Raw genomic sequence first — 26040 nt, forward strand, 5'->3', positions numbered from 1 at the left:
AGCGGAGTCATCGGAAACTTGAAGAATGAACGCATTGTAGGCGGTCGAAAAAAAGGCCGATTTTCCACATTGTGAAATGTAACCTTCGTCATGTGAAAGCCACTGCTGCGCAGCAGCGGGAGCCCATTTCACAGATGATAATTGCGTTCCGCAATACGAAATCAAGTTTGCAATTAGTTGATTTATAAGAATAATATTTTTCGTCTTCTATAAGACATCAGTCCACATTGCTCCGCAGCAGAGGCATAGACTTTGTCCAACGATTCACGCAACGCAGGACGCGAATCTTTTGAAGTCTTCCCATCACTGACCAGGAGCATCAACATGAGCAACCGCGAAACCGAAATCCGCAATCTGCAGAAGGACTGGGCTGAAAACGCCCGTTGGCAAGGCATCAAGCGCGACTACAGCGCCGAGGACGTCATCCGCCTGCGCGGCTCCATCGGCGTGGAACACACGCTGGCGCGCCGCGGCGCCACCCGCCTGTGGGAATTGCTGCATAGCGAGCCTTTCGTGAATTCGCTGGGCGCCCTGACCGGCAACCAGGCCATGCAGCAGGTCAAGGCCGGCTTGAAGGCGATCTACCTGTCCGGCTGGCAAGTTGCCGGCGACGCCAACCTGGCCGGCGAGATGTATCCCGACCAGTCGCTGTACCCCGCCAATTCGGTGCCGCAAGTGGTCCGCCGCATCAACAATTCGCTGACCCGCTGCGACCAGATCCAGTGGATGGAAGGCAAGAATCCGGGCGACGAAGGCTACATCGATTTCTTCGCCCCGATCGTGGCGGACGCCGAAGCCGGCTTCGGCGGCGTGCTGAATGCGTTCGAACTGATGAAGGCGATGATCGAGGCCGGTGCTTCGGGCGTGCACTTCGAAGACCAGCTGGCTTCGGTCAAGAAGTGCGGCCACATGGGCGGCAAGGTGCTGGTCCCGACCCGCGAGGCCGTCGCCAAGCTGGTGTCGGCGCGCCTGGCGGCCGACACGATGGGCACGCCCACCGTGCTGCTGGCCCGCACCGACGCTGACGCGGCCGACCTGGTGACCAGCGACGTCGACGAGAACGACCGTCCCTTCATCACCGGCGAGCGCACCGTCGAAGGCTTCTTCCGCACCAAGGCCGGCATCGACCAGGCCATCTCGCGCGGCCTGGCCTATGCGCCGTACGCCGACCTGATCTGGTGCGAAACGTCCACGCCCAACCTGGAATACGCCCGCAAGTTCGCCGAGGCCATCCATCGCCAGTTCCCGGGCAAGCTGCTGGCCTACAACTGCTCGCCCTCGTTCAACTGGAAGAAGAACCTGGACGACGGCACCATCGCCAAGTTCCAGCGCGAGCTGGGCGCCATGGGCTACAAGTTCCAGTTCATCACGCTGGCCGGCTTCCACGCGCTGAACTACGGCATGTTCGAACTGGCCCACGGCTACGCCCGCCGCCAGATGAGCGCCTTCGTCGAACTGCAGCAGAAGGAGTTCGCCGCCGCTGAAATGGGCTTCACCGCCGTGAAGCACCAGCGCGAGGTCGGCACCGGCTACTTCGACGCCGTGACGCAGACCATCGAAGGCGGCCAGTCCTCGACCACCGCGCTGACCGGTTCGACGGAGGAAGCGCAGTTCGAACACGGCAAGGAACAGAAGGCCGCGTAAGCACCGCAGGAGAGTTATGCAGTTGTAGTTGCTGTTGTAGGGTGGATTCGGGTGCCTTCGGGCACCCTTTTTTTTAGAGCCCGAAGAACGCCGAATACACCAGCCTTTCCTCCACCACGCGACGCTGCTGGATGGCGCCGGCGCGCCGTTCGGGCACGGCGTTGTCGGTGTAATAGCGTTCATACTCGCGCACCGCGATGCGCGCGGGCTTGCCGCCGCGGTCGGGCAGCGTGACGCTGGCGGACCAGATGACCGGGTCCAGCAGTTCGCCCAGCAGAGGCCCCTCCAGTACCGGCGGAAAACGCACCACCGGGCCGACCGCCACGTTGCCCAGGCGCGATAGATCGGCCAGCGTCGCGGGCGTGGCGGTTTCCAGGATGGGCAGTTCGCGCATGCGGTCTATCAGTATGGGGCCAGGTATCGGGCCGGGCGGCTGGGGCGCCGGCCCGGACGGGTCCAGCAGGCCCGACGCCAGCACGGCGGCGTCGCTCCAGGCCAGGTCGCTGTCCAGCGCCGGGTCGCGCGTCTGCAGCACCAGCTCTACGCGGTTGCGGCCGCTTTCGGCGGTCTGGCCTATGCCAGGGATGAAGGAGATGTTCAGGTACTCGGAGTCCAGCGGGAACTTCATGGGCCCATGCTTGGGCACCACGCCGCGCAGGCTGAACGCCAGCCGGCCGCGCTTGACCTCGAACACCGCGCGGCGGCGCGGCAGCACCTGGGAGAACTCGGCCTGCACCACCCGCGACAGCTTGGCCGAACCGATGGCGTTGGGCTGATAGCGCGCCAGCGCCAGGCGCACGAAGGGCATGTAGGTCCGGCCGGGATCGAGCTCGATGTCGCAATACCAGCGCGCGCGTTCCTCGCTCCAGCGCACGCGGTGTCCGACCACGTGGACCAGCTGGGCCGGGATTTCCTGCAGATAGACCTGCTCGTCGGTGACGCGCGCCGAGAAGTCCGACACGCGCGCCTTGTGCTTGGGCGGGGGCGTCTCCCAGAGCGGATCCATGCCCCATTGCGTCACCAACGGCGTCAGCGGGTTGGTGATGTCGGTGAAGTTCTGGCCGTCGCCCGCGATCACCACGCCCAGCAGCTCGCCGTCGCCGGAGGAGAACCAGGGCCGCTCCAGCCAGACCCGCAGGCCGTTGCCGAGTCGCGTCACGTCCAGCTTGCCGTTGCTCGCCGTTTCCTCCCAGCGGAAGGTCGGCACGACGTAGGTCAGGACGGGGGCGTCCGGCGGCGCGCTGGCGCGCACGATGGTGTTCTGCGCCGTGCCGTCGCGCCTGAGCACCGGAGCGCCCGGGTCATCGTCCGCTCCTGTTTCCACCAGCGGGCCGTCGGCAACGGGCCCCAGCCGCGTGACCTTGTCCGTCTGCGCGTACAGCGAGGGCGGCAGGTATTCGCGGAACCGCGTGGCCGCGCGCAGGCGGTAGCGGATGAGGCGAAAGCGGGTGTCGCCGAATTCATGGCGGTCGCCGCGCGCGCGCAGCTTGCCGTCCGCGTTCAGTTGTTCCTTCACCGCATTGCTCAGGGTGAAGAGGTTTGCGTAGTTCTCGGACAAGGGAACCTCCGCCAGCACGCCATGGCCGGCCTGGCGTTCCGGACGCGGCTTCTGCAGGTCATCCACCCATTCGTGCCAGTCGGCCTCGATCTCGACCTTGCCGGTGGTGGGGCCGTGCAACCGCACGCGGGCATACAGGTTTGCATGGGCATCGCCAGGTCCGCGCTGCGGTTCCTCGGCCATCAGCAGCAGGGGCTCGCAGATCGGCTGCTGGGTCGCATGGACCAGCACCAGCGAGCGGTACGGCGTGACCATCCAGCAGCCGCCCAGCACGGACGACAGGCGCAGCGTCGCGCGCTCGCCTTCGTTGCTCGCCCAGGCGGGGATGCCGAAGGTGTTGGCCAGGCCGGGATTCACAAAACTGGAATAGCGCAAGCGGGCAATGCGCCCTTTGGGCAGGTAGAAGGTCAGGACCCGCTTGGCTTCGTCCCAGCTTGGGAGTCCGTCGTCGAGGAAATCCTCCGAGCAGGGCGGATCGGCCAGGGTGGCGCGGCGCTCTTCCAGTACGATGCGCAAGCCCAGCGTGTCCGGCCACTTGGACGCATGCGCCACCAGCAGCACAAGTTCTTGCGCGGGCGTCAGCGCGATCACCGCGCTGGGTCCCAGCACCTTCGGTCCCGTGACGCCGGGCAGGGCATGGCCGGGCTGGGCGCGCAGCGCGATGCCGCCCGCAGCGGGGTCCGGCAAATAGGGCGTGAGCACCTGGGCTTCGCGGTGGATGACATATTGCCCGGCGGCCAGGCGCTCGCCGGTGGGGTGCTCGGGCGAGGGCTCTTTCGGCGGCACCTGTGCGGTGGTGGCGACCTGGTCCAACGCCTGCGGCGTCACGAGTTCTATGTCCGTGCCTGGCCCCTGGTCGTAGAGCGTGCCCGCGTCGCGGGCCGAGATTTCATAGGCCTGCTTGATGTTGGCGGGGTTGCCCATCATGCCGTCGAACAGGCCGTGTGTTTCGCATTGCAGCTGCGAGGCCTTGGGCGGCACCACGTGGCGTTCATTGATGGCGGTATACGCGTAGTCCTTGGATGCGTCCTCCTGGCGTGCAGCCTTGAAATCGGGGCTGTCGAGGTAGGCCGCCGGGTCCATGCCGGTATTGCTGCGGATCACCATGCGTTCCAGCGATTCGCCTTCGCTGAGGCGGGCGCGCTGCACCAGTGCGGGCGGATCCACCGGTTCGAAGCGCCAGTAGACGACCGGCTGGGTGGCGTTGTCGTCGCGCTCAAGCGATGGATCGTCATGCGCCAGGCTGTTGCCGGCCAGGTCCACCAGGCGCGCGCGGAAGCGGTAGGGCATGCCGAAGCGCAGGCGCGGCAGGCTGCCCTTGGCCGCCGCGAAGCTGACCGCCAGGCCGTTGCCTTTTTCCGTGGCCGTGTCCTGCACGTCTTCCGGCGTTTCGCCCTGCACGCCGCTGTCCGGATCCACGCGGTCGCGCAGGGTGCGTCCCGGACGCGGCGCCACCAGGCTCCAGCCAGTCCAGCGGAACAGGGATTCATGCAGGTATTGGTCGTCCGGATTCTCACCGCCGCTGGTGGAGGCGCCTTTCACATAGCCCTCGTCATCAGGAAATTGCAGCGGCGCGCCGCCGTCCGTGCAGCGGTAGGTGCCGGCGCGCTGGCACAACGAGCGCCATTTCGGGGAATCGCCTGGAGCCTGCGCTTGCGCATCCACGCGATAGCCGCGCAGCAGATCCTCGGCATAGAGCACGATGCTGCCCGGCGCGCCCGACAGGGCGGCATTCTTCAGGGCCGCGGCCGCCGCGTTCTGCGCCACTTCCCAGGCGCGGCCGCGCCGCGCCACGCCCAGGCCGCCCGAGCGCAGCGCGGCCACGCCCTGTTTGTCGCCGGTGGTGTAGGTCACCGCGCCGTCGGCGCCCAGCGCCAGGCTCCTGGCGATCAGATTTTGTGCGCTGAGCACGAAGTCCACAGTCTTGAGCGCCGCGCCGTCGGCGTCGACCTGGTAGACGTCGAACGGCGTGCGGGGTTCGTACAGGTTCCAGCTGTCGTCGGCGCGGCGCAGCTTCAGCATGCCGCGCTCATGGTCGGCGGGGTTTCGCGGACGCGTGGTGAAGCGTTCCGCGTCGCCCGTCCAAGCGGTGGCAGGGCAGGCGTCATCGCCGGCGTCGTGCCCGTCCTCCCACCGCAGGGTCAGGAAGAAATAGCCCTGCGCGGTGGGCGCCGCCGCCAACTGCTGCTCCAAGGCCGAGCCCGCCGGGACCAGGCAATCAATGACCAGTCCGAGCTGGCGCAGCAGCGCCGGGTAATCGCCGTAGGACGCCACGATGGCGTGGAAATCCATTTCCGGCTGGACGGGCGGCGCGGGTACGTTCTCGCCGTCCGGCCGCCGGATGCTGCGCTGTTGCGCCGTGGGCGGATCGCGGCGATAGAAGCGGTTGGCCTGGAACAGGGTGTACTCGGCCTGTGAGTTCCATAGCTTCATCAGGTTCTGGTCGGGGCCGGCGAGCCCGCCGTCGTTCCAGCGGGTGGGTAGGGCGCGCAGCGGAAAGCTCACCCCGGGCTGGGGATTGCCTTCGGCGTTCACGCCCGGCGCGGCGGCGTGGCCTTCGTAGACGCTGTGCGGGCCGTAGACCTGCGAGCGCAGCACGCGCTCGGCGCCGTCGCCGCCGTCGTCGAAGAAGCGGTCGAAGCCAGGCAGCGGCATTTCGACGCGCCGGTCGCCCAGCGAGATGAAGGTCGTGCGCGTGCCGCAGTCGCCCAGCATGTCCTTCAGGCCCGGATGCGCGTCGCGCCAGGGCAGCAGGGTGGGCGGCGTGCCGGTGGCCTGCACCGCCAGCCTGCCGTAGTGCTTGCGCGCCAGGCCCAGCACACCCGCCACCGAATACGAGAACAGGTTGACCTTGCTCATGTCGCGGAACACGAAGCCGGCGACCGGCGTGGTCTTGGGCAGCAGCCGTTCCCAGAGCGCCGCGTCGGCCTGCGCCTGCGGCTCCAGTTCGATCTCCGCCGCGCCGGTGTTCAGCGCAAAGCGCACGCGCTCCAGCGTGCGCGGCCAGTTGACCCAGTCGGCGAACGCGTGCAACTGCTGCTCGTTGACGGCCTGCGGCGTCAGGCGCGGCGAGGCCACGATGGAGATGCGCAGCCGGCCGGCGTCGGGGCCGGCGGGCACGCGGCCGTTGGGGATCGCGGTCCAGACTATCGTTTGCTTGGCCATGGACGTTCCTCAGGCAAAGGCTTCGGCGTATTCGCGCCAGGCGTACTCGCTGCTGTCGTCGATCTGCGCCAGTTCCTGCGCCAGCGGCAGGTCGGGATGCGGCCCCATCAGGTCGCGGAAGCCGGGGTCGCCATTGGACCCGGCGAACTTGCGTTCGCATGACAGCGACACGCTCATCGAGAACATGAAGACTTCGATCTCGACGGTGATGGTGGCGCGCCCCGCGCATTTGCCGCTTTCGAACTCGTAGCGCAGTTCCAGGTAGATCTCGATGGAAATGCTGACGATGCCGAGCACGCTGACGCAGCCGCCCATGCGGAAGTAGCCGGCCAGCGAGCAGGCGTTCTTTTCCATGCGGAAGTAGATGCCGGCCATGACGTGCACGCCGCCGGAGGCCACGCCCAGATTCACCGACACGCTGGCGCCGAACTCGAAGGCCGCTTCCATCAGCTGGATGCCGCTGGGATCCAGGGTGATGCCGAAAAACCCGCCGCCGCCGAACATGCATACCGACAGGTTGAAAGGCTGTTCGCGCGTGCAGAAATTGAAGCGCACGGACAGGGGCTGGCCGATGAAGGGCACGGTGAAGCCCGCGCCCAGACTGAGGTTGGACAGATTGAAGACGCCGATGGCGACGGCCGGCAGCGCCAGGTCGAAACCGGCGTCCACGCCCTTGGCCGAGATATCCAGATAAGGCGGATCGGAGAATCCGTCCAGCGGGATCAGGTCGCGCAGCGTTTCGACGAAGGACAGCGGGCCCACGAACTTGATGTCTGTCAGCAGCACGTCCACGTCCATCTTCGCGGCCGTGTCGATGCGGAACTCGATCTTCTCGAAGTTCAGCTCCATGAAGCTGGCAGGCGCGATCAGGACCAGGTCGAAGTCCTTCAGCGAGCAGACCACCGACATCTTGGGCGCGCTCTGCCCGTTCTTGCGCACACGCGCTTCCACCGCCACGCGAAAGCCATGCGTATCGTTGACGCGGAACAGCGGCGGGTCGCCAGGCTTGATCGACCAGCTCTTGATCACCGGATTCCAGTCGAAGCGGAGGGTGAGCTCATCGCCGGTCAGCAGTTCCAGCAGCTCCGCGCTGGCCAGCACCGCATCGACCGCCAGCTTGACCGCCTGCAGCGCTGTCTGCGCGATCTGGCGCGGCGCGCCTTCCAGCAGGCGTGCGCCACCTATGGTGCCGGACAGCGGATCGACCGCGGCCGTGATGGCCTGCAGACGCGGCCTGAGCGTCGCGGCGTCGGCGAACAGGTCGTCCAGCTGGTCGGGGTGGCCCACAACCGCGTCGAGCGCGTCGTACAGCGCCTTGCCCTGCACCAGCAGCGCCGGCACGACGCCGACGCTGTCCAGGAGCGTCTGGGCGGTGTTGGCGGCCTGGCGCAGCGATTGCCGCAGGCCATCAGGCAAGTGCGCGCCGTTCACCTGCGCGTCCGCCGCGGTGCTCAACGCCCGCGCGGCATCGCGCGCGGCGGTGAGCACGGCGGGCAATCCCGGCAGCGCGGGCGCGGCGTCGAAGGACAGTCCGGCCAGCAGCGCGACCTGCGCGCGCACGGCGTCCAGCGCGGCGATCAGATCGTTGACGCGGGCCTTTGCGTCCTGCACCAGGTTCTGCGCGTAGGCCTGCGCCTGGCCGAGCAGATCCTGCAAGGTGTCTTTCAACACCTGCAACGCGGCCTCGGCGATGCGGCCTGGTTGCTGCGCCAGGTCCGCCACCAGGGCGTAGAGCCGGCCCATTTCGTTGACCAGGCTTTCCAGCTGGGAGCAGGCTTCCGATACGAAGCGCGGCACCCGCTCCGGCGTGCCGGCGGCGTTGGACACCGCTTCAATCACGTCGCCCAGCGGTATGCAGCCGAACAGCAGCGGAAAGGGCAGGTCCGAGGACATGACCTTGGGGAAGATATCCGGGCCGCTCATCTTGCCGGCGACGAAGTCCGAGACCTTGCCGCTGACCGGACCCGCCATGCGCGACAGCGCCGTGGGGCGCAGATTCGGCTGGACGAAGCCGCCCGCGCGGTCGCCCTGCGCGGAGAAGTTCAGCACCGCGTCGCCGCGATAGCCGGGCTCGGCGTCTATGTTGCCGAAGACCTGGCCGACGTTGCCGGAATCGAATCCGAACCGGAGGTAATGGTCGTTCCAGCTCAGCACGCTGTTGCTGTCGCTGCCGGTCAGTTCAGCCAGCGCGGCGATGCGGATCTCGGCGCGCTTGATGCCGGGATAGAACAGCGGGCCGTTCAAGGAGTCGCTGTAGGCGCGCAGCTGGGTATTGCCCGGATCGACCAAACCGTCGAACTCGATCGTCTCCGCTTGCGCGGCGGTATCGCCGGGCTTGAGCGGGGAGGCGAACGTGACGCGCTGCTGCTTGAACTGCGCGGTGCGGCGGCCGGATTCGGCATCGCGCCAGGCCTTGCGCGTCTGCTTCGCGAAAATCTCCGCGTTCACGTAGTCCGGCGTCAGCCATTGGCCGCTGAGCTTGCGCGGGCAGGCATGGCCGCCGTCCATGAAGATCATGGGCAGGTCGAACTGCACGATGCGGCCATCGATGTCGGTGGCCGAACAGGCGAAGCGGAAGGGGGTTCCGCCTATGCACGGCCAGAACAGCAATTGTCCCAGGCCATCGATGTTGCTGGCCTGGGAGGTAGGGGCATCCAAACTTGGCGTGACGGTGGTCAGGATGCGCACGCTGGAGAATGGCATCTGCCGATGCAGGAAGATCATGTTCCCCGAGTCGTCCCGCGCCTGCAGCTGCGGATCGGCATACACGCGTTCGCGCTGGCGCACGATGATGAACAGGCGTTGGCGCAGGTAGGCCGGGTTACCCGCCCTGGCCGTATGGAACTTGCGTTCGCTGACCTTCACCAGCGAAGCGCGGTGGCCGAAGGGGAACAGCAGGCCCTTGTAGACCACGCGGACGTAGTGGTCGCGGCCCATGGCGCCGCGATGCGTCCATTCTTCCAGCGACAGCCCGGGCGCGTCCCAGTTGCCGCGCGAGTCCAGCCAGGCGCCCAGCGCGGACAGCATCAGCAGCTTGGCGTCCACCGGCTGCGGCGTGTAGTTGGCGACGGAAAAATTCGACGACAGGTGCGCGATCTGGAACCGGTCGAAATCGTCCATCGGCATGCGGAAGGGCGAGGTGTTCGGTTGCGGCAGATAGGTCGTCGCCGGCACGGGAAACGCTGCCTGCATGGGCTTGGTCGTGCCTTCGCCGCCCAGCGCCCAGATGGCGCGCAGGGTCGGCTTGGGATCGTCCGCCTGCGGCGCCGTTGCGCTGTTCTCCGGCTGCGCGGCCAGCAGCTGGGTATGCCAGAGCTCGGTGTGCTGCGTGGCGGCGGAAGTCGCTGGCGCCTTGGCGTGGCGCCAGCGTTCGTCCGCATGCGGGCTGAGGATCAGCCGCCACGGCAGTTCTATCGCCGTCTGCTGCGCGGCGGGCAGCGCGGGTTTGGGGCCGCGCCTGAGGATTTCGATCAGGGCGCTGGTGCGCTGAACCTCACGGACCGGCGCGCCGCCGCCCAGGCGCAATGCGCGCAGGCCTGGCGCGCCGCCGGCCTGCCGCAGCAACAGCGCACCGGGCGCGTTCTGCTGCGTGGCGATGCGTGCGCTGCGCAGCGCGAAGCTCGATAGCGCGGCGCGTTGCACCGGCGAGAGCTTGTCGATGCGGGTGTCGAACAGATCGCGCAGGTTCAGGCGCGGCGCGCTGGGCCCGGGCGGGCGCGCATTGGCGGCCACGGTCAACGGCAGCGACTCCATCGCGGCCAGCACGCCTTCCAGCGTGTAGGGCACGTCGAAGCCGTCGGGAACGTCAAAGGCCAGCCGCGATTCGCCGGCGATGCGAGCGCGCACCGGCGGACCGGTGGGATCTTCCACGCCGCCTGGTTCCGGCTTGCCCGGCGTAGGACGGGGCGGCGGCTGGTTGGCAGTGCCGGGAGGCGGACGTTCGAAGAACGTCTCTTCGCTGATCGACTGCGGCGGGAAGTGGACGATGAGCGCGGCGGCCCCGTCGCCAGCCTTTTTCAGGCGAGGAGGTTGGCCCGGCGTGACCGTCAGGTTGCGCAGCTCCAGCCGCAAGGCCAGCAGATCGGCCGGGCGCAGCACGGCATGGCCGGGGCGGGTGCCGTCGAAGAAATTACGGTTGGGATTGGGGGCCAAAACAGGAATGTTCAGCCTTCTGGTGACCATGCCAGTTCTCCTGCAAATAAGGAAACCCAGGAACGAAATCCTGCACGTCCAGCTACCTGCGAATCGAACTGCCAATGTGGCGAAAATTATCGTTGTGTTGCGTTAGTAGTCAACAACGCACGAGCATGCGGCCGCCGTCGCCGCGGCCGCGCCGGCTTGAGAATCCGGATGTGGCTGAAAGATGTAGGAGAGGCATGCTTACGCGGGGGAAGTTCATGCTTTGCATGAGACTTTTGCCACCATCCTCAGCCACGCGAAGTGCTGCGGCGGTACCTGTCCGTGTGGGGGACGGGTGGCCGTCAGCGGAATTTATTTTGTACGAATGCGTAACGGCTACGGCCCCGGAAATTACGCCATCCGCGGCCGCGCCAGGATCTCAACTGGCGACCGCGGGCGCACCGCCCAGCGCCTGCAGGCATTCCGCCAGCGGAGGAATGGCGCTGGCCAGGGCCTGGACGGTTTGCGCGTCGACCCGGGCCAAGGGCGGAATCTCGGCCAGCACGCGGACGTCGCCAAAGCGCTCGATGGCTTCCTTGTTGCCCGCCGAAAGCGGTCCGCTCATGATCACGCCCAGAACCGGAATGCCGCGGCGCTTGAGGGCCTCCAGGCTGAGCAGGGTGTGGTTGATGGTGCCCAGTCCGCTGCGGGCGGCCAGCACCACCGGCATATCCAGCCTGGCGATCAGGTCGATCATCATGTGGGTGTCGTCGATCGGCACGTAGAGGCCGCCCGCGCCTTCCACGATCAGCGGCGCCTGCGTGGCCGGCGGGACGATGCTGGTGGCGTCGACGATGGTGTCTTCCAGCGTGGCCGCGGCCCAGGGCGACAGCGGCGCCTGCAGCACGTAGGCGGGCAGGTGCAGGCGTTCGGGCGGCAGCCCGGCCAGTTGCGCCACGGTCTCGGTGTCGCCGGGTTCTTCCGCCACGCCCGTCTGTACGGGCTTCCAGTAGTCGGCGTTCCAGGCGCGCGCCAGGATCGCGGACACCAGGGTCTTGCCGATGCCGGTATCAGTGCCGGTCACGAAAACGCCGGCGGGGGACTGGTTCGATTTTTTCCACATACCGTAGGCCAGGTGATAGGTCACCCCGGCTCCTTGTTCGTCAAACGCCGCCAGCACCCGCCGCAGTTGCGCCGCGCTCAGCGGCGCGCGTCCTGGAGCGGGCGTGGTGGCGCCTATGCCTTTCAGGGCGCGCAGGAAATGCAGCCCGTCAGGATGATTTTGTATCAGCCGTTCGCTGCGCACGTCACCCGCCAGATTGCCCCTGTCCGGATGGATGGAGGCGGCGGCCGGGTAACGCGGCGTGGCGGCGGCAAGCCCTGCCGCAGCATGGGCGGCCTGCCATTCCTGGAATGTGCCGTTCGCCAGCGTCGCCACGGCCAGGCAGCCGCCCGGGGCGAGCAACGCGGCCAGCCGGCCCAGCCCGGCATTCAGGTCGGAAAACCATTGCACCGCCAGGCTGGAGCAGATCAGGTCGTAGCCGCCTTCGAGCCCAGCGGGGTGCTCGCCGTCCAGCAATTGATAGCGGGCCTGGCCTGGCAATGCGGGGCCGCGCTGCGCGGCCGCGAGCATGCCGGCAGCGATGTCGGTGACGGTCCAGTCGGCGGGACCGATGCGGCGCGCCAGCGCCTGGGTCAGCAGGCCGGTGCCGCAGCCGATCTCCAGGATGCGCGGGCGGGATGGCAGGGGCAGCAGCGCGATATCGCCGGCCAGCCGCTCGGCTGCCAGCCGCTGGACGGACGCGTGGTTTTCATAGGCGGGGGCGGCGGCGCCAAAGCGCGCGCCGACGCCAGCGTTGCGGGGAGCTTGCGTCATGCGGCGTGCGCCAGTCTGGCAACGAAGGCGCGGATCCGCTCCGCGCACCAGGGCGCATCCGACGCCGGCAGCAGGTGGCCGCCGCCAGCCCGCTCATGGATCTCCGTGTCGGCCTTGCCGGCAAAAACTGCCTGCGTCATGGCCGGGGGCACGATGAGGTCGTCCGCGCCAGCCAGGACCAACAGCGGCACGGGCAGCGCCGCCAGGGCCTCGCGCCGGTCTTCGTCGCGCAGGTCCTGCAGGTCGCGCGCCAGCGGCGCCAGCTGCGGCTCGCTGAAATCGGTCGCGTCGCCGCAGCGCTGGCGGAAGTCGCCCAGCACCGCCGCGGGGTCGGAGGACAGGCGCCTGGACATGCGATCCAGCACGCGCGGCGCCACGCCGGCCTCGAAGCCGGGGCCGGCGGAAAAGCGGGCGAAGCCGTTGATCGACACCAGGCCGAGGCAGTCTTGCGGCAGTTCGCGCAACAGGCGCAACACGCCCAGCGAATGGCCGATGGCGATCACCGGGCCGGCCATGGCAGGCTCCTGCGCCGGCCCGAAGTAGCCCGCGTCGAAGGCGGCTTGCGGCCAGTCTGCGAGTTCGGCGCGCAGCGGCGTCCAGACCGAGGCGTCGAAGGCCCAGCCGTGTACGAACAGCAGGGTGGGACGGGGCATGCCGGCTTGCATGGGAACGGCGGCCATCACGCCAGCGCGGCGGCGAAACCGTCGATCAGCCGCGCCACGTCCACGTCGCGGTGCGCGGCGCTCAGCGTGACGCGCAGGCGGCTGGTGCCGGCGGGGACGGTGGGCGGGCGGATCGCCACGGCCAGCAAGCCGCGCTGTTCCAGTCCCGAGGCCAGCGCCAGGGCGCGGGCTTCGTCACCCACGATGGCCGGCACGATCTGGGTGGAGGATGCCCCCGTGTCCAGCCCCATGCCGCGCAGCGCGGCGCGCAGGTTGTCGCCCGCGGCCGCCAGGCGGGCGCGTTCGGCGTCCAGCGTGGGCACCAGGTCCAGTGCCGCGTCCATGGCGCCCAGCACCGCGGGCGGCAGCGCCGTCGTGTAGATGAAGCCCGAGCAGGCGTTGACCAGGTAGTCGCACAGCGCGCGCGAACCGGCGACGTAGGCGCCGAATCCGCCCAGCGCCTTGCTGAACGTGCCCATGGCCAGGTCGATGCGGCCGGGCGCCAGCCCTGCCAGCCCCATGCCGCGGGGGCCCAGCACGCCGGTGGCGTGCGCTTCGTCCAGGTAGACGAAGGCGCGGTAGCGGTCGGCCAGGGTTGCCAGCCGTTCCACGTCGGTCCGGTCGCCGTCCATGCTGAACACGCTTTCGGTGACGATGAATCGCGATACGGGCTGGCCGGCCGCGCTGTCCGCCCTGGCGGCCAGCAGGCTTTCCAGATGGTCCAGGTCGTTGTGCCGGAAGCGGATCTGCTTCACGCCCGCCGCCTGGCAGCCATGGTGCAGGCTGGCGTGGTTGAGCTTGTCGGCATACAGCTCGACCTCGCCCTGGCTGGCGGCCGCGCGCAGCAGGGCGGGCAGCACGGCGGCGTTGGCCTGCCAGCCCGAGGCCAGCAGCAGCGCGGCTTCGGTGCCTTTCAGCCGGGCCAGCTTGGCTTCCACCTGTTCGTGCAGGTCCAGGTTGCCGGTCACCAGGCGCGACGCCTGGGCGCCCGCGCCGTGGCGGGCTGCCCATTCGCGCGACCGCTCGACCAGCAGCGGATGCCGCGACAGGCCGAGGTAATCGTTGCTGGAGAAGTTCAGGACCGGCTCGCCCTCGAGGACGAGGCGTCCCGGGGCGGCGGCGGAGGCCGTGCGCAGGCGGCGGCGCACGCGGCGCGCTTCCGCGCGCGCCAGCTCGGAGGAGAAAAGCGGATCCAGCTTGGACATCTATATTTCCGGCAGCGGCCGGGCAGGGGGAGGCCGCGCCAGGCCGTAGAATGCGGGCCATTGTAGTGGAGGCGGACGCTGCCCCCGTTCCGGCCGGATGCGCCGGGCGGACCCGGCTCGCGCCGCCGGTATCGAGAGGTGAATCATGCACACGCCCGACTGGTTGGCCCAGGGCCAGCCCCATATCTGGCTACCCTATGCCCAAATGAAGACGGCCACGCCGCCGCTGCCCGTGGTGCGCAGCCATGGCAGCCGGCTTGAGCTGGCCGACGGCCGCAGCCTGATCGACGGCGTCGCGTCCTGGTGGACGGCCTGCCACGGCTACAACCACCCGCACATCGCCCAGGCGGTGCGCGCGCAGCTGGACGCCATGCCGCACGTCATGTTCGGCGGACTGACCCATGAACCCGCACTGACCCTGGCCCGCCGCCTGGCCGGCATGCTGGGGCCGGGACTGGACCGCGTCTTCTATACCGATTCCGGCTCGGTGGCGGTGGAAGTCGCCATGAAGATGGCGTTGCAGTTCTGGCTCAACCAGGGCGAACGCGGCCGCAGCCGTTTCCTGGCGTTCCGCGGCGGCTATCACGGCGACACCTTCGGCACCATGGCGGTGTGCGATCCTGACGAGGGCATGCACAGCCTGTACCGCGGCATGCTGGCCGAACACGACATCGTCGACCTGCCGCGCGGCGAAGCGGAGCTGGTTGCGCTGGAGGCCCACCTGGAATCCCATGGCTCGCGGCTGGCCGGCATCCTGGTCGAGCCGCTGGTTCAGGGCGCGGGCGGCATGCTGCTGCACGACCCGGAAGTACTGCGCCGTCTGCGCCGTTTGGCCGACCGGCACGGCCTGCTGCTGATCTTCGACGAGATCTTCACCGGCTTCGGCCGCACTGGCTCCATGTTCGCCTTCGAGCAGGCCGGCATCCGGCCGGACATCGTGACCTTGTCCAAGGCGCTGACCGGAGGCACCCTGCCGCTGGCCGCCACGGTGGCCAGCAGCCGGGTATTCGAGGCGTTCTGGTCCGACGATCCTTCGCACGCGCTGATGCACGGCCCCACCTTCATGGGCAATGCGCTGGCCTGCGCCGCAGCCAACGCCTCGCTGGATCTCTTTGAGACCGAACCGCGGCTGGCCCAGGCGCAAGCGATCTCCGCGAGCCTGACGGCCGGCCTGGAACCGTGCCGCGAGCTGCCCTGGGTGCGCGACGTGCGCGTGCTGGGCGCGATCGGCGTGGTGGAACTGGACGGCATCGCCGACCGCGAGGGCCTGAAGCGGCGCCTGGTCGAAGCCGGCGTGTGGGTGCGGCCGTTCGGCAATGTGGTCTACCTGACGCCGGCGTTGACGATCGCCGACGGCGAACTCGCCAGCCTGATGCGGGCGGTAGTGGACGTGCTGCGCCGCCAGCGTCCCTGAGCCGGATCGCGCCCGGTCGGCGTTGCCGGGGCAAACCCGCCAGATCCGCCTTGATCCAGATCAAGGCGGCTTTGTAACGCGCTGAGTAACATCGGCGCATGCGAGCAAAATCGATCTTCGCCGTCCCGGCCGGCCTGTCCGACGCCGACCGCCAGCAGCGCCGCCATGCGCTCGTGCGCCTGTCGCTGGCGTGGCTGGCGATGATGCAGGTGATGATGTTCGCCTGGCCCGGCTACCTGCGGCATGAAAGCATGCCCGCCGATGCGCTGGAAACGCTGGACTGGGCCATCGTGCTGATGAACTGGGCCAGCTTTGCGCTGACCGTGCCGGTCGTAGTGTATTCGGCCTGGCCGATCTGGCGCCACGCCGGCGACAACCTGCGCCATGGCCGCGCCGGCATGGACGTGCCGGTGGCCCTGGGCATCGTCGCCGCCTTCATTCCCAGCGTCCACGCCACCTACACGGGGCGCGGCGAGGTCTACTTCGATTCGGTCACGATGTTCGTGGCCTTCCTGTTGACCGCGCGCTACCTGGAACTGTGCGCCCGCCAGTCCTTCGGCGGCGCGGCAGGCGGCTTGCGCCACGAGCGCGTGGAGGTGCAGCGCCTGGAACTGGGCGCGCGCGCCGACCGGCTGGCCTCGCGCTTCGTCATGGTCCAGGTCGCGCTGGCGCTGGCCGCCGCGGCCGCCTGGGCCTACATCGATCCGGCGCACAGTATCCCGGTGATGGTGGCGCTCCTGGTGATGAGCTGTCCCTGCGCCATGTCGATGGCGGTGCCCACCGCCATGGCCTCCGCCCATTCGGCGCTGGCGGCCCATCCCAACATGTCCGATGCGGCGCTGGACGAACTGCTGGGCGAGGCGCGCCGCCGCGCTCGCCAGAACCTGAACGGATCGGTGGTCTGGCACCTGCTGATGACCCCGCTGGCGTTGGTCGGCTGGGTCACGCCATGGCTGGCCGCGATCACCATGCTGGTGTCCTCGCTGGCGGTCGCCTACAACTCGTGGCGCCTGTGCCGCCGCGACTGGGCTGGCGCGCCCGCGCCCGCCGCCGCGCTGGAAGCGGCGCAATGACCATCCTCTATCTGCTCCTGCCCCTGTCCCTGCTGTTCGTGCTGGCCATCGGGGTGTCGTTGTGGTGGGCCGTGTTCAACGGCCAGTATGACGACACCGATGACGCCGGCCGCGCCATCCTGCTCGATGACGACAGCGGCCCCGCCAGCCGCGGCTGAGCGGCGCGCTTGATTTCGCGCCTGGACCCGTTGCGCCGGCGCCGCGTTCCCCGCCGTGTAACCAGATGCTTGATCCAGATCAACGCTGCCTTGTTTGACTAGTCCCATCATTGCAGCCTGGAGCTATCTGTAACTTTAGGGGAAGGGCGATGAACGATTGCGCCGCAATCGCAAGCAAGGCCGATACCTTCAACTACAAGATCGTGAGGCAATTCGCGCTCATGACGGTAGTGTGGGGCATCGTCGGCATGGCTGTGGGCGTTTTTCTCGCTGCGCAGCTTATCTGGCCGCAGCTGAACTTTGACACCGCATGGCTGAGCTACGGCCGCCTGCGCCCGCTGCACACCAACGCGGTGATCTTCGCCTTCGGCGGCAGCGCGTTGTTTACGACGTCGTACTACGTGGTCCAGCGCACCTGTCAGGCGCGCCTGTTCTGCGGCCCGTTGGCCGCCTTCACGTTCTGGGGCTGGCAGATCGTCATCGTCGCCGCCGCCATCACCTTGCCCATGGGCTTCACCAGCAGCAAGGAATACGCCGAACTCGAATGGCCCATCGACATCCTGATCACCCTGGTCTGGGTGGCCTACGCCATCGTGTTCTTCGGCACCATCATCAAGCGCCGTTCCAAGCACATCTACGTGGCCAACTGGTTCTTCGGCTCGTACATCCTGACCATCGCCATCCTGCACATCTTCAACAACATTGAAATGCCGGTGTCGATGTGGAAGTCCTATTCCGCCTACTCGGGCGTGCAGGACGCCATGGTGCAGTGGTGGTACGGCCATAACGCCGTGGGCTTCTTCCTGACCACCAGCTTCCTGGGCATGATGTATTACTTCGTGCCCAAGCAGGCCGGCCGTCCCATCTATTCCTACCGCCTGTCCATCGTCCACTTCTGGGCGCTGGCCTTCACCTACATGTGGGCGGGCCCGCACCACCTGCTGTACACCTCGCTGCCCGACTGGACCCAGTCGCTGGGCATGACCTTCTCGCTGATCCTGCTGGCGCCGTCCTGGGGCGGCATGATCAACGGCATCATGACCCTGCAGGGCGCCTGGTACAAGCTGCGCACCGATCCGATCCTGAAGTTCATGGTGACGGCGCTGTCGTTCTACGGCATGTCGACCTTCGAAGGCTCGATGATGTCGATCCGCACGGTCAACGCGCTGTCGCACTACACGGACTGGACCATCGGCCACGTGCACTCCGGCGCGCTGGGCTGGGTCGCCATGATCTCCTTCGGTTCGCTCTACTACCTGATCCCGCGCCTGTACGGCCGCGAGAAGATGTACAGCGTCAAGGCCATCGAACTGCATTTCTGGATCGCGACCATCGGCGTGGTGCTGTACATCGCCGCCATGTGGATCGCCGGCGTGCAGCAGGGCCTGATGTGGCGCGACACCGCCAGCGACGGCACGCTGGTCTACAGCTTCGTGGAAGAGCTGAAGACGCGCGTCCCGTACTACCTGATCCGTTTGCTGGGCGGCACCTTGTTCCTGTCGGGTGTGTTCGTCATGGCCTGGAACGTGTGGATGACGGTGCGCGGGGCGCAGCCGGTCAACCCCGCCATTCCGCAAGACGATCCCCATGCCGCACGCCAGCCGGTTCCCGCGACCGCTGTGCCGGCCACTGTTTGACGAGGACATCATGGCCAACAATAAATCTGGTTTCTTTTCGCACCAGACGCTCGAGAAGAACATCGGCTGGATGATCATCGCCAGCATCCTGGTGGTGTCCTTCGCGGGCCTGGTCCAGATCGTGCCGCTGTTCTTCCAGCACAGCACGACCCAGCCCATCGCGGGCGTGGAACCCTACAGCCCGCTGCGCCTGATGGGCCGCGACGTCTACATCCGCGAAGGCTGCGTCGGCTGCCATTCGCAGCAGGTGCGGGTGCTGGCGGCCGAAGTGCAGCGCTACGGTTCGTACTCGCTGGCCTCGGAATCGGTCTTTGACCATCCCTTCCTGTGGGGCTCCAAGCGTACCGGTCCCGACCTGGCGCGCGTGGGCGAACGTTATTCCGACGATTGGCACCGCATCCACCTGCGCGACCCGCGCAAGGTGGTGCCGGAGTCCAACATGCCCGCCTATCCCTGGCTGGAAAAGACCGTCATCACTGGCGAGAACGTGAGCGACCGCATGCGCGCCCTGCGCAAGCTGGGCGTGCCCTACACGGACGAGGAGATCGCCGAGGCGCCCAAGGCCATCGAAGGCAAGACCGAGGAAGACGCGCTGGTCGCCTACCTGCAAGGGCTGGGCGTGGGCGTGCGCAAGGCGAAGCAGGCCGAGCAGGCCAAGAAGGCGGAAGAGGCCAAGAAGGCCGCCGCACAACCTGCGGCGCAACCCGCCACCCAAGCCGCCGCGCCCGCGGCCGCGGGAGGCTGACCATGCTGGGCTATCTGAGCGCCGTCGTCACCGCCATTTCGATGGCAACTTTCTTCGGCATCGTCTGGTGGGCCTGCTCGCGCGGCCGCCAGAGCGCCAACCGCGAATCGGCCATGCTGCCGTTCGCACTGCCCGATGAGTTCGGGCAGGGACAACAAGATGGAGCGAATCGGTCATGAGCGATTTCGTTAGCGGCTTCTGGGGGTATTTCATCTCGATCGTCGCCGTGGGCGGCGTGGTCTGGTGCGTGTGGCTGCTGTACACGCAGCGCCGCTGGCTCAGCACCAAGCCGGCCAACGGCAAGGTCGAGGACACGGGCCACGTCTGGGACGGCGACCTGACCGAGCTGAACAACCCGGTGCCGGGCTGGTGGACCTGGATGTACCTGCTGGCCTGCGCCTTCGCGCTGGGCTATCTGTTCTTCATGCCGGGCCTGGGTGAGTACAAGGGCCAGCTGGGCTACAGCAGCACCGAGGAAGTGGCCAGGCAGCAGGCCAAGATGGCCGAAGCCGTGCGTCCGATCTACGCGCGCTTCGAGACCATGGACATTCCGCAGATCGCCCAGGATCCAGGCGCTCGCGAAATCGGCCAGCGCCTGTTCCTGAACACCTGCGCGCAATGCCATGGCTCGGACGCCAAGGGCGGCCCCAGCTTTCCCAACCTGGCCGACGGCGACTGGCTGCACGGCGGCTCGCCTGAAGCCATCATGCAGACCATCACGCAGGGCCGCGTGGGCGTGATGCCGCCCTGGAAGGCCGCGATCGACGCCAAGACGGCTGCCGATATCGCCCAGTACGTGCGCTCGCTGTCGGGCCTGACGGCGGATCCGGTCCGCGTGTTCCGCGGCAAGCGCGAGTTCGCCAATTACTGCGTGGCCTGTCACGGCGTCGACGGCAAGGGCAACCAGGCGCTGGGCGCGCCCAACCTGACGGACGACGTCTGGCTCTACGGCAGCTCTGAAGCGACCATCGTCAAGACCATCCTGGATGGCCGCGACAATCGCATGCCGGCGCATGGCGACATCCTGACGCCGGAGCAGATCAAGATCCTGACGGCCTGGGTCTGGGGCTTGTCGAACAAGCCCGAAGCGACGGCCAGCGCCGCGCCGGGCACGGCAACGAAGTAAAGGCTTTACAGCGCGTTTTTGGGGGCCGCGCCTGGCGTGGCCCCCATATCACTGGACATACAGCAGGGAGCAGGAAATGGAAGATGGGTCAGCCGCAAGGGTCGGCACTACGCCTGACGGTGACCCGCCGCCCTGGCGGCCGCATGTGAGGCCGCCGCGTCCGGGGACGGAAACCCTGGAGCAGACGCTGGCGGGCGTGCGCAGCAAGATCTACCCGCGGTCCGTCAGCGGCATCTTCGCGCGCTGGCGCATCGCGTTCGTCTTTCTGACCCAGCTGATTTTCTACGGCCTGCCATGGCTGCAATGGAACGGCCGCCAGGCCGTGCTGTTCGACCTGGGCGCGCGCAAGTTCTATCTCTTCGGCCTGGTGCTGTGGCCGCAGGACGTGGTCTACCTGGCGGTGCTGCTGGTGATTTCGGCGCTGGCGCTGTTCCTGTTCACGGCGGTGGCGGGGCGGCTGTTCTGCGGCTACGCCTGTCCGCAGACCGTGTACACCGAGATCTTCATGTGGATCGAGCGCAAGGTCGAAGGCGACCGCGTCGCGCGCATCCGCCTGGACGAATCGCCCTGGACCTGGCGCAAGGTGCGCCTGAAACTCACCAAGCATTTCCTGTGGATCGCGCTGGCCTGGTGGACGGGCTCCACCTTCATCGGCTATTTCGCACCCATCCGCGAACTGGGCCATGAGCTGTTCGCGCTGCAACTCGGCCCCTGGCAGTGGTTCTGGATGCTGTTCTACGGCTTCGCCACCTGGGGCAACGCCGGCTTCATGCGCGAATCCGTGTGCAAGTACATGTGCCCGTACGCGCGCTTCCAGAGCGTGATGGTGGACCCCGACACCTTCGTGGTCACCTACGACAAGCGCCGCGGCGATCCGCGCGGCGGCCGCTCGCGCAAGGTGGACCACAAGGCCGCCGGGCTGGGCGACTGCGTCGATTGCAGCCTGTGCGTGCAGGTCTGTCCGACCGGCATCGACATACGCGACGGCCTGCAATACATGTGCATAGGCTGCGGCGCCTGTATCGACGCCTGCGAACAGGTCATGGACAAGATGCAGTACGAGCCCGGCCTGATCCGCTATACCTCGGAACGCGCCATGTTGGACGGGCTGTCCGCCAAGAGCGCCCGCTCTCATCTGCTGCGTCCGCGCGTGCTGATCTACGGCACGCTGATCCTGGCGCTGGCCATCGCTTTCGTGGCGTCGCTGGCCATGCGCAACCCCTTGCGGGTGGACGTGATCCGCGACCGCGGCGCGCTGGGGCGCGAAGTGGCCGGCGGCATGATCGAAAACGTGTACCGCCTGCAGATCATCAATACTTCCGACCAGCCGATGCGCCTGCAGCTCTCGGTCGAGGGCATGCCCGGCCTGAAGGTGATGATGGGACAGCAGGGCTCGGACACGGTCGACGTCGAGGCGGCTGCCAACAAGCTGGTGCCCATGGTGATCCGCGCGCCGGCTGGCGCCGAGCCGGGCGCCCATGCCATCACGCTGCGCGCGCGCGGCCAGGACGGCGAGAGCCGTCCGGTCGAGACCGACGAGCCCGCCAGCTTCTACGTACCCGATTGAATACTGAAAAGGACAAGCCCATGACCGCCGCCCAACCCGCCAAGACCGCCAAGCCCTGGTACCGCGAGCCCTGGCCCTGGATCCTGATGGCCGGCCCGTTCGTGGCCATGATAGGCTGCTTCGTCACGATCTATTTCGCTTTCACCAACTTCAGCAATCAGCCGATCCAGGAGGGCGTGGTCAAGCGCGGCCTGGTCATCGAGCAGGCGGCGTCCAGCGCCAATCCGTAATCGGGGAGAACACAGATGGGCTTGCGATCATTGATGTGGATCCTGTGGCCGTCCTTCATGGCGGCCGCGGCGGGGAGCGCGCTGATCTTCGCCCTGATCGACCCCCTGGATGTGGCGATCTTCGGGCATGTGCCTACCGGACGCACCGGCTTCTACACCGTGTCTTTCTTCGTGCTGTGGGTGATGGCGGGGTTGTCCAGCACGCTGACCGCTTACCTGATGCCCAAGGCCGAGGAACCCGAGGACCTGTAGCCGGGGCGCGGCGTGGCCGCGGCCCGGGGCCGTCGCAAGCGGCGGCCTATACCTTCTTCACGAACTCCGACTTCAGGCTCATCGCCCCGAAGCCGTCGATCTTGCAATCGATGTCGTGGTCGCTATCGACCAGGCGGATGCCCTTGACCTTGGTGCCCATCTTGACCACGCCGCCGGAACCCTTGAGTTTCAGGTCCTTGATGACAGTGACGGTGTCGCCGTCCTGCAGCACATTGCCGGCCGAGTCGCGGTAGACGCGCGCGGCTTCATCGGCAGATTCCGCGGCCTGCGCCGGCCATTCATGCGCGCATTCCGGGCAGACGTAGAGGGCGCCGTCTTCATAGGTGTATTCGGACTGGCATTTGGGACAGGCGGGCAGTGCGCTCACGTGTGGACCTCAGTGTAAAAAACGCGCGATGCGCAACACGCGATTGTACTGCGCGGCATGCTGTTTTCCCCTGTGCCGCGAGAGTTTTCCCCCTTTGCATTGCGCGCTCTCAAGCTGTTGCGTCGCCATGCAGCAAGCCCACGAAATGCCGCGCGGCGGCGCTCAGCGGACGGTCGCGCGGCACGATGCTGCCGAAGGCCGTCAGGCTTTGCCGGATCTGGTAGGGCAGTATCGCCAGCAGGCCATGCGCCGCGTAACGGCTGGCCACCGATTCCGGAATCACGCCCAGCATCGTCGATTTCATCGCCAGGTTCGTCGTGGTCAGGATGGACGCTGATTCGATCAGGCCCCTGGGCGTGGAGGCGTTGTGCGAACGGAACTCCTGTTCGATGACGTCGCGCATCGGACTGCCATGCGGCTGCAGCACCCAGGGATAGTCCAGCATGGCGTCAAAGCTCACGCGCTTGCGGCCGGCCAGCGGATGGTCCACCGACGCGATCACCGACAGCGCCTCGTCGCCGATCGGGCGAAAGACGTACTGGCTGTCCGACAGGGTCAGCATGCGGCCGATCACCACGTCCAGCTTGCCTTCGTTCATGCGGCCGATCAGCAGGTCGCTGGTGCCGGTGGAGATTTCTACCGCCAGCAGCGGATAGGTCTGTTTCAGGCGCAGCAGGGCGTCGGTCAGATGGCCGGGCGATGCGGCCATGATGCTGCCGATGAACAGCTTGCCCGCGCTGCCCAGGCGCAGCTCCTCCAGTTCGCGCGCCAGCGACGAGACCGTGCCGCGCATGCCCCGGAAGTACCCCATCACGCATTCGCCCGCCGCGGTCAGCGCCAGCCCGCGGCCGACCCGTCCGTATAGAGGCTGGCCGATGGCCAGTTCCAGCTCGTGCAGCATCTTGCTGGCCGCGGACTGGGTCATGTTGAGCTGGCTGGCGGCGGCGCGCAGCGTGCCGCGTTCCTCGATCGCCAGCAACAGGACGATCTGCCGCATGCGCAGCCGGGCCAACAGGGAAGGGACGTGGATCGCGCGTTCCATGATTGATCGCCTCAGGTGAACGATTAGTGCAAAAGTTTCATTTTACGGAAACAGCGCTTCTTTCTAAGATGGACTCACAAAAGATTGCCTCTTCAACGGGCAAAAAACCAACCAAGGAGACAACCATGAAGACTAGGCTATTGGCCGCGATGGCGGCCGGCGCCCTGTGCCTGTCGGCCCTGGCGCCCGTCCAGGCGCAGACCGCCGACTGGCCCAACAAGCCCCTGCGCCTGCTGGTGGGATCCGCGCCGGGCGGCGGCACCGACGCCATGGCGCGCGCCGTGGCCGACAAGCTGGGGCCCTTGCTCAAGCAGACCGTGGTGGTCGAGAACAAGCCGGGCGCGTCCAATACGCTGGCGGCCGACCTGGCGGCCAAGTCCACGGACGGCCACACCATGGTGATGGGGGTCTCTACCGCCCATGCCATCGCGCCGCACCTGCTGAAGCTGGGCTATGACAACGACCGCGACCTGACGCCGGTGGTGTTCGTGGGCGCCGTTCCCAACATCCTGGTGGTCAACAACGACGTGCCGGCCAAGTCGGTGCAGGAACTGATCGCTCTGCTCAAGAGCAAGCCTGGCACCTACAACTTTGCCAGCAGCGGCTCGGGCAGCACCCAGCACATCGCCGCCGAGCTGTTCAAGGACGCCACCGGAGTGCAGATGATCCACATCCCGTACCGCGGCAGCGGCCCGGCGCTGGTGGACCTGATGGGCGGGCAAGTGCAGATCGCGTTCGAGACCGCGTCTTCCGTGATCCCCCACATCAAGAGCGGCAAGGTGCGCGCGCTGGCCGTGCTGAGCGCCAAGCGCAACGCCCAGTTGCCCGACGTGCCGACGATGGCCGAGGCCGGCGTCCCAGGCGTGGAAATGAGCGCCTGGTACGGCATCTACATGCCCAGCGCCACGCCCGCTGCCAACCAGAAGCGCATCCATGACGCCGTCAACGGCATCCTGGCCCTGCCCGACACGCAGGCCCGCCTGCAGGCGATCGGCGCCGACATCAACCCGATGAGCCAGGAGCAGTTCGCGCAGTTCCATAAGAGCGAAAACCAGCGCTACGCCGGCGTCATCAAGAAGAACAACATTTCCGTGGAATGACCCAGACATGAGCAAGCAGCAGAAACCCGTCATCGCCCTGACCCTGGGCGACCCCGCAGGCATCGGCGCCGAACTGATCGCCCGCCTGCTGGCCAGACCCGAAGCCATGCAACAGGCGAACATCGTGCTGGTGGGCGACGAGTGGCTGTGGCGCGAAGGCCAGCGGGTGGCAGGCGTGCAGGTCGCCACCCAGCCCGTGGACAGCATCGAGGCGGTGCGCGGCCGGCCGGACACCGGCGCGCCCGCCTGGCTGGGGATGGATACCATCGACCCCGGCCAGGTGCATGTCGGCCAGGCCGAGGCCGCGGGCGGCGCGTCGGTGCTGCGGGTGCTCAACGCCTGCATGGACGCCGCGCGCGACGGCCACGTCGACGCCATCTGTTTCGCGCCCCTGAACAAGTACGCCATGAAGCTGGGCGGCCTGGGGCACGACGACGAACTGCACCACTTTGCGCAGTACCTGGGCGTGACCGGCTACTTCTGCGAGTTCAATACCCTGGGCGACCTGTGGACTTCGCGCGTGTCCTCGCATATTCCGTTGAAGGACGCGGCGGCGGCGCTAAGCATCGACGGCATCAAGGACGCTACCCGGCTGATCTACCGTTCGTTGCAGGCCAACGGCATTGCCGAGCCGCGCGTGGCGGTGGCGGCCTTCAATCCGCATGGCGGCGACGGCGGCACCTGCGGCCGCGAAGAGGTGGACATCATCGCGCCCGCCGTGCGGCAACTGAACGATGAGGGGCTGCCGGTGCAGGGCCCGTTCCCCGCCGACACCATCTTCCTGAAGGCCCAGGCCGGCGAGTTCCAGGCCATCGTCACCATGTACCACGACCAGGGCCAGATCGCGATCAAGCTGCTGGGCTTTTCGCGTGGAGTGACGGTGCAGGGCGGCCTGCCCATTCCCATCACCACGCCGGCCCACGGTACCGCCTACGACATCGCCGGCCAGGGCCGCGCCAATCTGGACGCCACCTGGCAGGCCTTTCTCATCGCCTGCCGCATGGGCCTGTCGCACCGCGCATCGCGCACGCGGGCGGGCTGATCCGCCGCTTTCATTCCATACCCTTATTCCAAGCAGG

Annotated in this window: 20 protein-coding genes; 13 read left to right on the forward strand and 7 right to left on the reverse strand. The window is 67.4% G+C overall.

The genetic code is table 11. The annotated features are described in order from the left end of the window. The first annotated feature begins 324 nt into the window (after positions 1–324). A complete protein-coding gene (gene aceA, locus HV766_RS21340; RefSeq protein ID WP_042794353.1) occupies positions 325–1644 on the forward strand; it encodes an isocitrate lyase in 1320 nt (439 codons plus the stop codon). 73 nt (positions 1645–1717) lie between these two features. On the opposite strand, the gene HV766_RS21345 is transcribed toward aceA, so the two are convergent. The 5 genes from HV766_RS21345 to HV766_RS21365 form a co-directional block, all read right to left on the reverse strand. Next, on the reverse strand, positions 1718–6367 hold the full coding sequence (locus HV766_RS21345) for a hypothetical protein (RefSeq protein ID WP_175181794.1): 4650 nt from the start codon (positions 6365–6367) through the stop codon (positions 1718–1720). Positions 6368–6376: 9 nt separating this feature from the next. Next, positions 6377–10549 carry a hypothetical protein gene (locus HV766_RS21350; RefSeq protein ID WP_175181795.1) on the reverse strand — a complete coding sequence of 1391 codons (4173 nt, stop codon included), beginning with the start codon at positions 10547–10549 and terminating at the stop codon, positions 6377–6379. Between the two features lie 376 nt (positions 10550–10925). Further along, positions 10926–12362, reverse strand: a complete 1437-nt coding sequence (bioD, locus tag HV766_RS21355; protein WP_175181796.1) for a dethiobiotin synthase — start codon at positions 12360–12362, stop codon at positions 10926–10928. After that, positions 12359–13015, reverse strand: coding sequence for an alpha/beta fold hydrolase (locus tag HV766_RS21360; protein WP_254593343.1), 657 nt, complete (start codon positions 13013–13015; stop codon positions 12359–12361). Before HV766_RS21360 ends, bioD begins: the two co-directional genes overlap by 4 nt. A 26-nt stretch (positions 13016–13041) precedes the next feature. Further along, on the reverse strand, positions 13042–14229 hold the full coding sequence (locus HV766_RS21365; protein WP_054452865.1) for an aminotransferase class I/II-fold pyridoxal phosphate-dependent enzyme: 1188 nt from the start codon (positions 14227–14229) through the stop codon (positions 13042–13044). A gap of 145 nt (positions 14230–14374) precedes the next feature. On the opposite strand from HV766_RS21365, the gene HV766_RS21370 reads away from it, so the two are divergent. The 10 genes from HV766_RS21370 (at position 14375) to HV766_RS21415 (ending at position 22431) form a co-directional block, all read left to right on the forward strand. Beyond that, complete coding sequence (locus tag HV766_RS21370) at positions 14375–15643, forward strand: adenosylmethionine--8-amino-7-oxononanoate transaminase (protein WP_175181798.1); 1269 nt, start codon at positions 14375–14377, stop codon at positions 15641–15643. 98 nt (positions 15644–15741) lie between these two features. Then, positions 15742–16716 carry a P-type ATPase actuator domain-containing protein gene (locus HV766_RS21375; RefSeq protein WP_175181799.1) on the forward strand — a complete coding sequence of 325 codons (975 nt, stop codon included), beginning with the start codon at positions 15742–15744 and terminating at the stop codon, positions 16714–16716. After that, positions 16713–16874, forward strand: a complete 162-nt coding sequence (gene ccoS, locus HV766_RS21380) for a cbb3-type cytochrome oxidase assembly protein CcoS (RefSeq protein ID WP_042794347.1) — start codon at positions 16713–16715, stop codon at positions 16872–16874. The genes HV766_RS21375 and ccoS overlap by 4 nt, the downstream gene beginning before the upstream one ends. Before the next feature lie 149 nt (positions 16875–17023). Further along, positions 17024–18511 (forward strand): cytochrome-c oxidase, cbb3-type subunit I, encoded by a 1488-nt coding sequence (ccoN, locus tag HV766_RS21385; protein ID WP_054452861.1) that lies wholly within the window; start codon positions 17024–17026, stop codon positions 18509–18511. Positions 18512–18521: 10 nt separating this feature from the next. Further along, the gene (gene ccoO, locus HV766_RS21390; protein ID WP_054453668.1) at positions 18522–19256 is read left to right on the forward strand and encodes a cytochrome-c oxidase, cbb3-type subunit II; all 735 of its coding nucleotides are present in this window, start codon (positions 18522–18524) and stop codon (positions 19254–19256) included. A gap of 2 nt (positions 19257–19258) precedes the next feature. Then, complete coding sequence (locus HV766_RS21395) at positions 19259–19435, forward strand: cbb3-type cytochrome oxidase subunit 3 (protein WP_054452859.1); 177 nt, start codon at positions 19259–19261, stop codon at positions 19433–19435. Next, positions 19432–20382, forward strand: coding sequence for a cytochrome-c oxidase, cbb3-type subunit III (ccoP, locus tag HV766_RS21400; RefSeq protein WP_054452857.1), 951 nt, complete (start codon positions 19432–19434; stop codon positions 20380–20382). Before HV766_RS21395 ends, ccoP begins: the two co-directional genes overlap by 4 nt. A gap of 76 nt (positions 20383–20458) precedes the next feature. After that, on the forward strand, positions 20459–21949 hold the full coding sequence (ccoG, locus tag HV766_RS21405; RefSeq protein WP_054452855.1) for a cytochrome c oxidase accessory protein CcoG: 1491 nt from the start codon (positions 20459–20461) through the stop codon (positions 21947–21949). Positions 21950–21969: 20 nt separating this feature from the next. After that, positions 21970–22179, forward strand: a complete 210-nt coding sequence (locus tag HV766_RS21410) for a FixH family protein (protein ID WP_054452853.1) — start codon at positions 21970–21972, stop codon at positions 22177–22179. A gap of 15 nt (positions 22180–22194) precedes the next feature. Next, on the forward strand, positions 22195–22431 hold the full coding sequence (locus tag HV766_RS21415; RefSeq protein ID WP_054452851.1) for a hypothetical protein: 237 nt from the start codon (positions 22195–22197) through the stop codon (positions 22429–22431). Between the two features lie 46 nt (positions 22432–22477). On the opposite strand, the gene HV766_RS21420 is transcribed toward HV766_RS21415, so the two are convergent. Both HV766_RS21420 and HV766_RS21425 read right to left on the reverse strand, forming a co-directional pair. Beyond that, a complete protein-coding gene (locus tag HV766_RS21420; protein ID WP_119449981.1) occupies positions 22478–22819 on the reverse strand; it encodes a zinc ribbon domain-containing protein YjdM in 342 nt (113 codons plus the stop codon). 109 nt (positions 22820–22928) lie between these two features. Continuing rightward, positions 22929–23861 carry a LysR family transcriptional regulator gene (locus tag HV766_RS21425; protein ID WP_054452847.1) on the reverse strand — a complete coding sequence of 311 codons (933 nt, stop codon included), beginning with the start codon at positions 23859–23861 and terminating at the stop codon, positions 22929–22931. 125 nt (positions 23862–23986) lie between these two features. Between HV766_RS21425 and HV766_RS21430 the strand changes: the two genes are divergently transcribed. Both HV766_RS21430 and HV766_RS21435 read left to right on the forward strand, forming a co-directional pair. Beyond that, positions 23987–24961: a Bug family tripartite tricarboxylate transporter substrate binding protein gene (locus tag HV766_RS21430; RefSeq protein WP_119449980.1), complete on the forward strand. Its 975-nt coding sequence runs from the start codon at positions 23987–23989 to the stop codon at positions 24959–24961. A gap of 7 nt (positions 24962–24968) precedes the next feature. Next, the gene (locus HV766_RS21435) at positions 24969–26003 is read left to right on the forward strand and encodes a 4-hydroxythreonine-4-phosphate dehydrogenase PdxA (RefSeq protein WP_054452843.1); all 1035 of its coding nucleotides are present in this window, start codon (positions 24969–24971) and stop codon (positions 26001–26003) included. Positions 26004–26040 lie beyond the last annotated feature (37 nt).

The sequence above is a fragment of the Achromobacter aegrifaciens genome (genome assembly GCF_902859735.1).
In the GTDB taxonomy this organism is placed as follows: domain Bacteria; phylum Pseudomonadota; class Gammaproteobacteria; order Burkholderiales; family Burkholderiaceae_B; genus Achromobacter; species Achromobacter aegrifaciens.

Coding starts and splice junctions, on each gene's coding strand:
- aceA (WP_042794353.1), top strand. CDS start 325: ATGAGCAACCGCGAAACCGAAATCCGCAATCTGCAGAAGGACTGGGCT.
- HV766_RS21345 (WP_175181794.1), bottom strand. CDS start 6,367: ATGGCCAAGCAAACGATAGTCTGGACCGCGATCCCCAACGGCCGCGTG.
- HV766_RS21350 (WP_175181795.1), bottom strand. CDS start 10,549: ATGGTCACCAGAAGGCTGAACATTCCTGTTTTGGCCCCCAATCCCAAC.
- bioD (WP_175181796.1), bottom strand. CDS start 12,362: ATGACGCAAGCTCCCCGCAACGCTGGCGTCGGCGCGCGCTTTGGCGCC.
- HV766_RS21360 (WP_254593343.1), bottom strand. CDS start 13,015: ATGCCCCGTCCCACCCTGCTGTTCGTACACGGCTGGGCCTTCGACGCC.
- HV766_RS21365 (WP_054452865.1), bottom strand. CDS start 14,229: ATGTCCAAGCTGGATCCGCTTTTCTCCTCCGAGCTGGCGCGCGCGGAA.
- HV766_RS21370 (WP_175181798.1), top strand. CDS start 14,375: ATGCACACGCCCGACTGGTTGGCCCAGGGCCAGCCCCATATCTGGCTA.
- HV766_RS21375 (WP_175181799.1), top strand. CDS start 15,742: ATGCGAGCAAAATCGATCTTCGCCGTCCCGGCCGGCCTGTCCGACGCC.
- ccoS (WP_042794347.1), top strand. CDS start 16,713: ATGACCATCCTCTATCTGCTCCTGCCCCTGTCCCTGCTGTTCGTGCTG.
- ccoN (WP_054452861.1), top strand. CDS start 17,024: ATGAACGATTGCGCCGCAATCGCAAGCAAGGCCGATACCTTCAACTAC.
- ccoO (WP_054453668.1), top strand. CDS start 18,522: ATGGCCAACAATAAATCTGGTTTCTTTTCGCACCAGACGCTCGAGAAG.
- HV766_RS21395 (WP_054452859.1), top strand. CDS start 19,259: ATGCTGGGCTATCTGAGCGCCGTCGTCACCGCCATTTCGATGGCAACT.
- ccoP (WP_054452857.1), top strand. CDS start 19,432: ATGAGCGATTTCGTTAGCGGCTTCTGGGGGTATTTCATCTCGATCGTC.
- ccoG (WP_054452855.1), top strand. CDS start 20,459: ATGGAAGATGGGTCAGCCGCAAGGGTCGGCACTACGCCTGACGGTGAC.
- HV766_RS21410 (WP_054452853.1), top strand. CDS start 21,970: ATGACCGCCGCCCAACCCGCCAAGACCGCCAAGCCCTGGTACCGCGAG.
- HV766_RS21415 (WP_054452851.1), top strand. CDS start 22,195: ATGGGCTTGCGATCATTGATGTGGATCCTGTGGCCGTCCTTCATGGCG.
- HV766_RS21425 (WP_054452847.1), bottom strand. CDS start 23,861: ATGGAACGCGCGATCCACGTCCCTTCCCTGTTGGCCCGGCTGCGCATG.
- HV766_RS21430 (WP_119449980.1), top strand. CDS start 23,987: ATGAAGACTAGGCTATTGGCCGCGATGGCGGCCGGCGCCCTGTGCCTG.
- HV766_RS21435 (WP_054452843.1), top strand. CDS start 24,969: ATGAGCAAGCAGCAGAAACCCGTCATCGCCCTGACCCTGGGCGACCCC.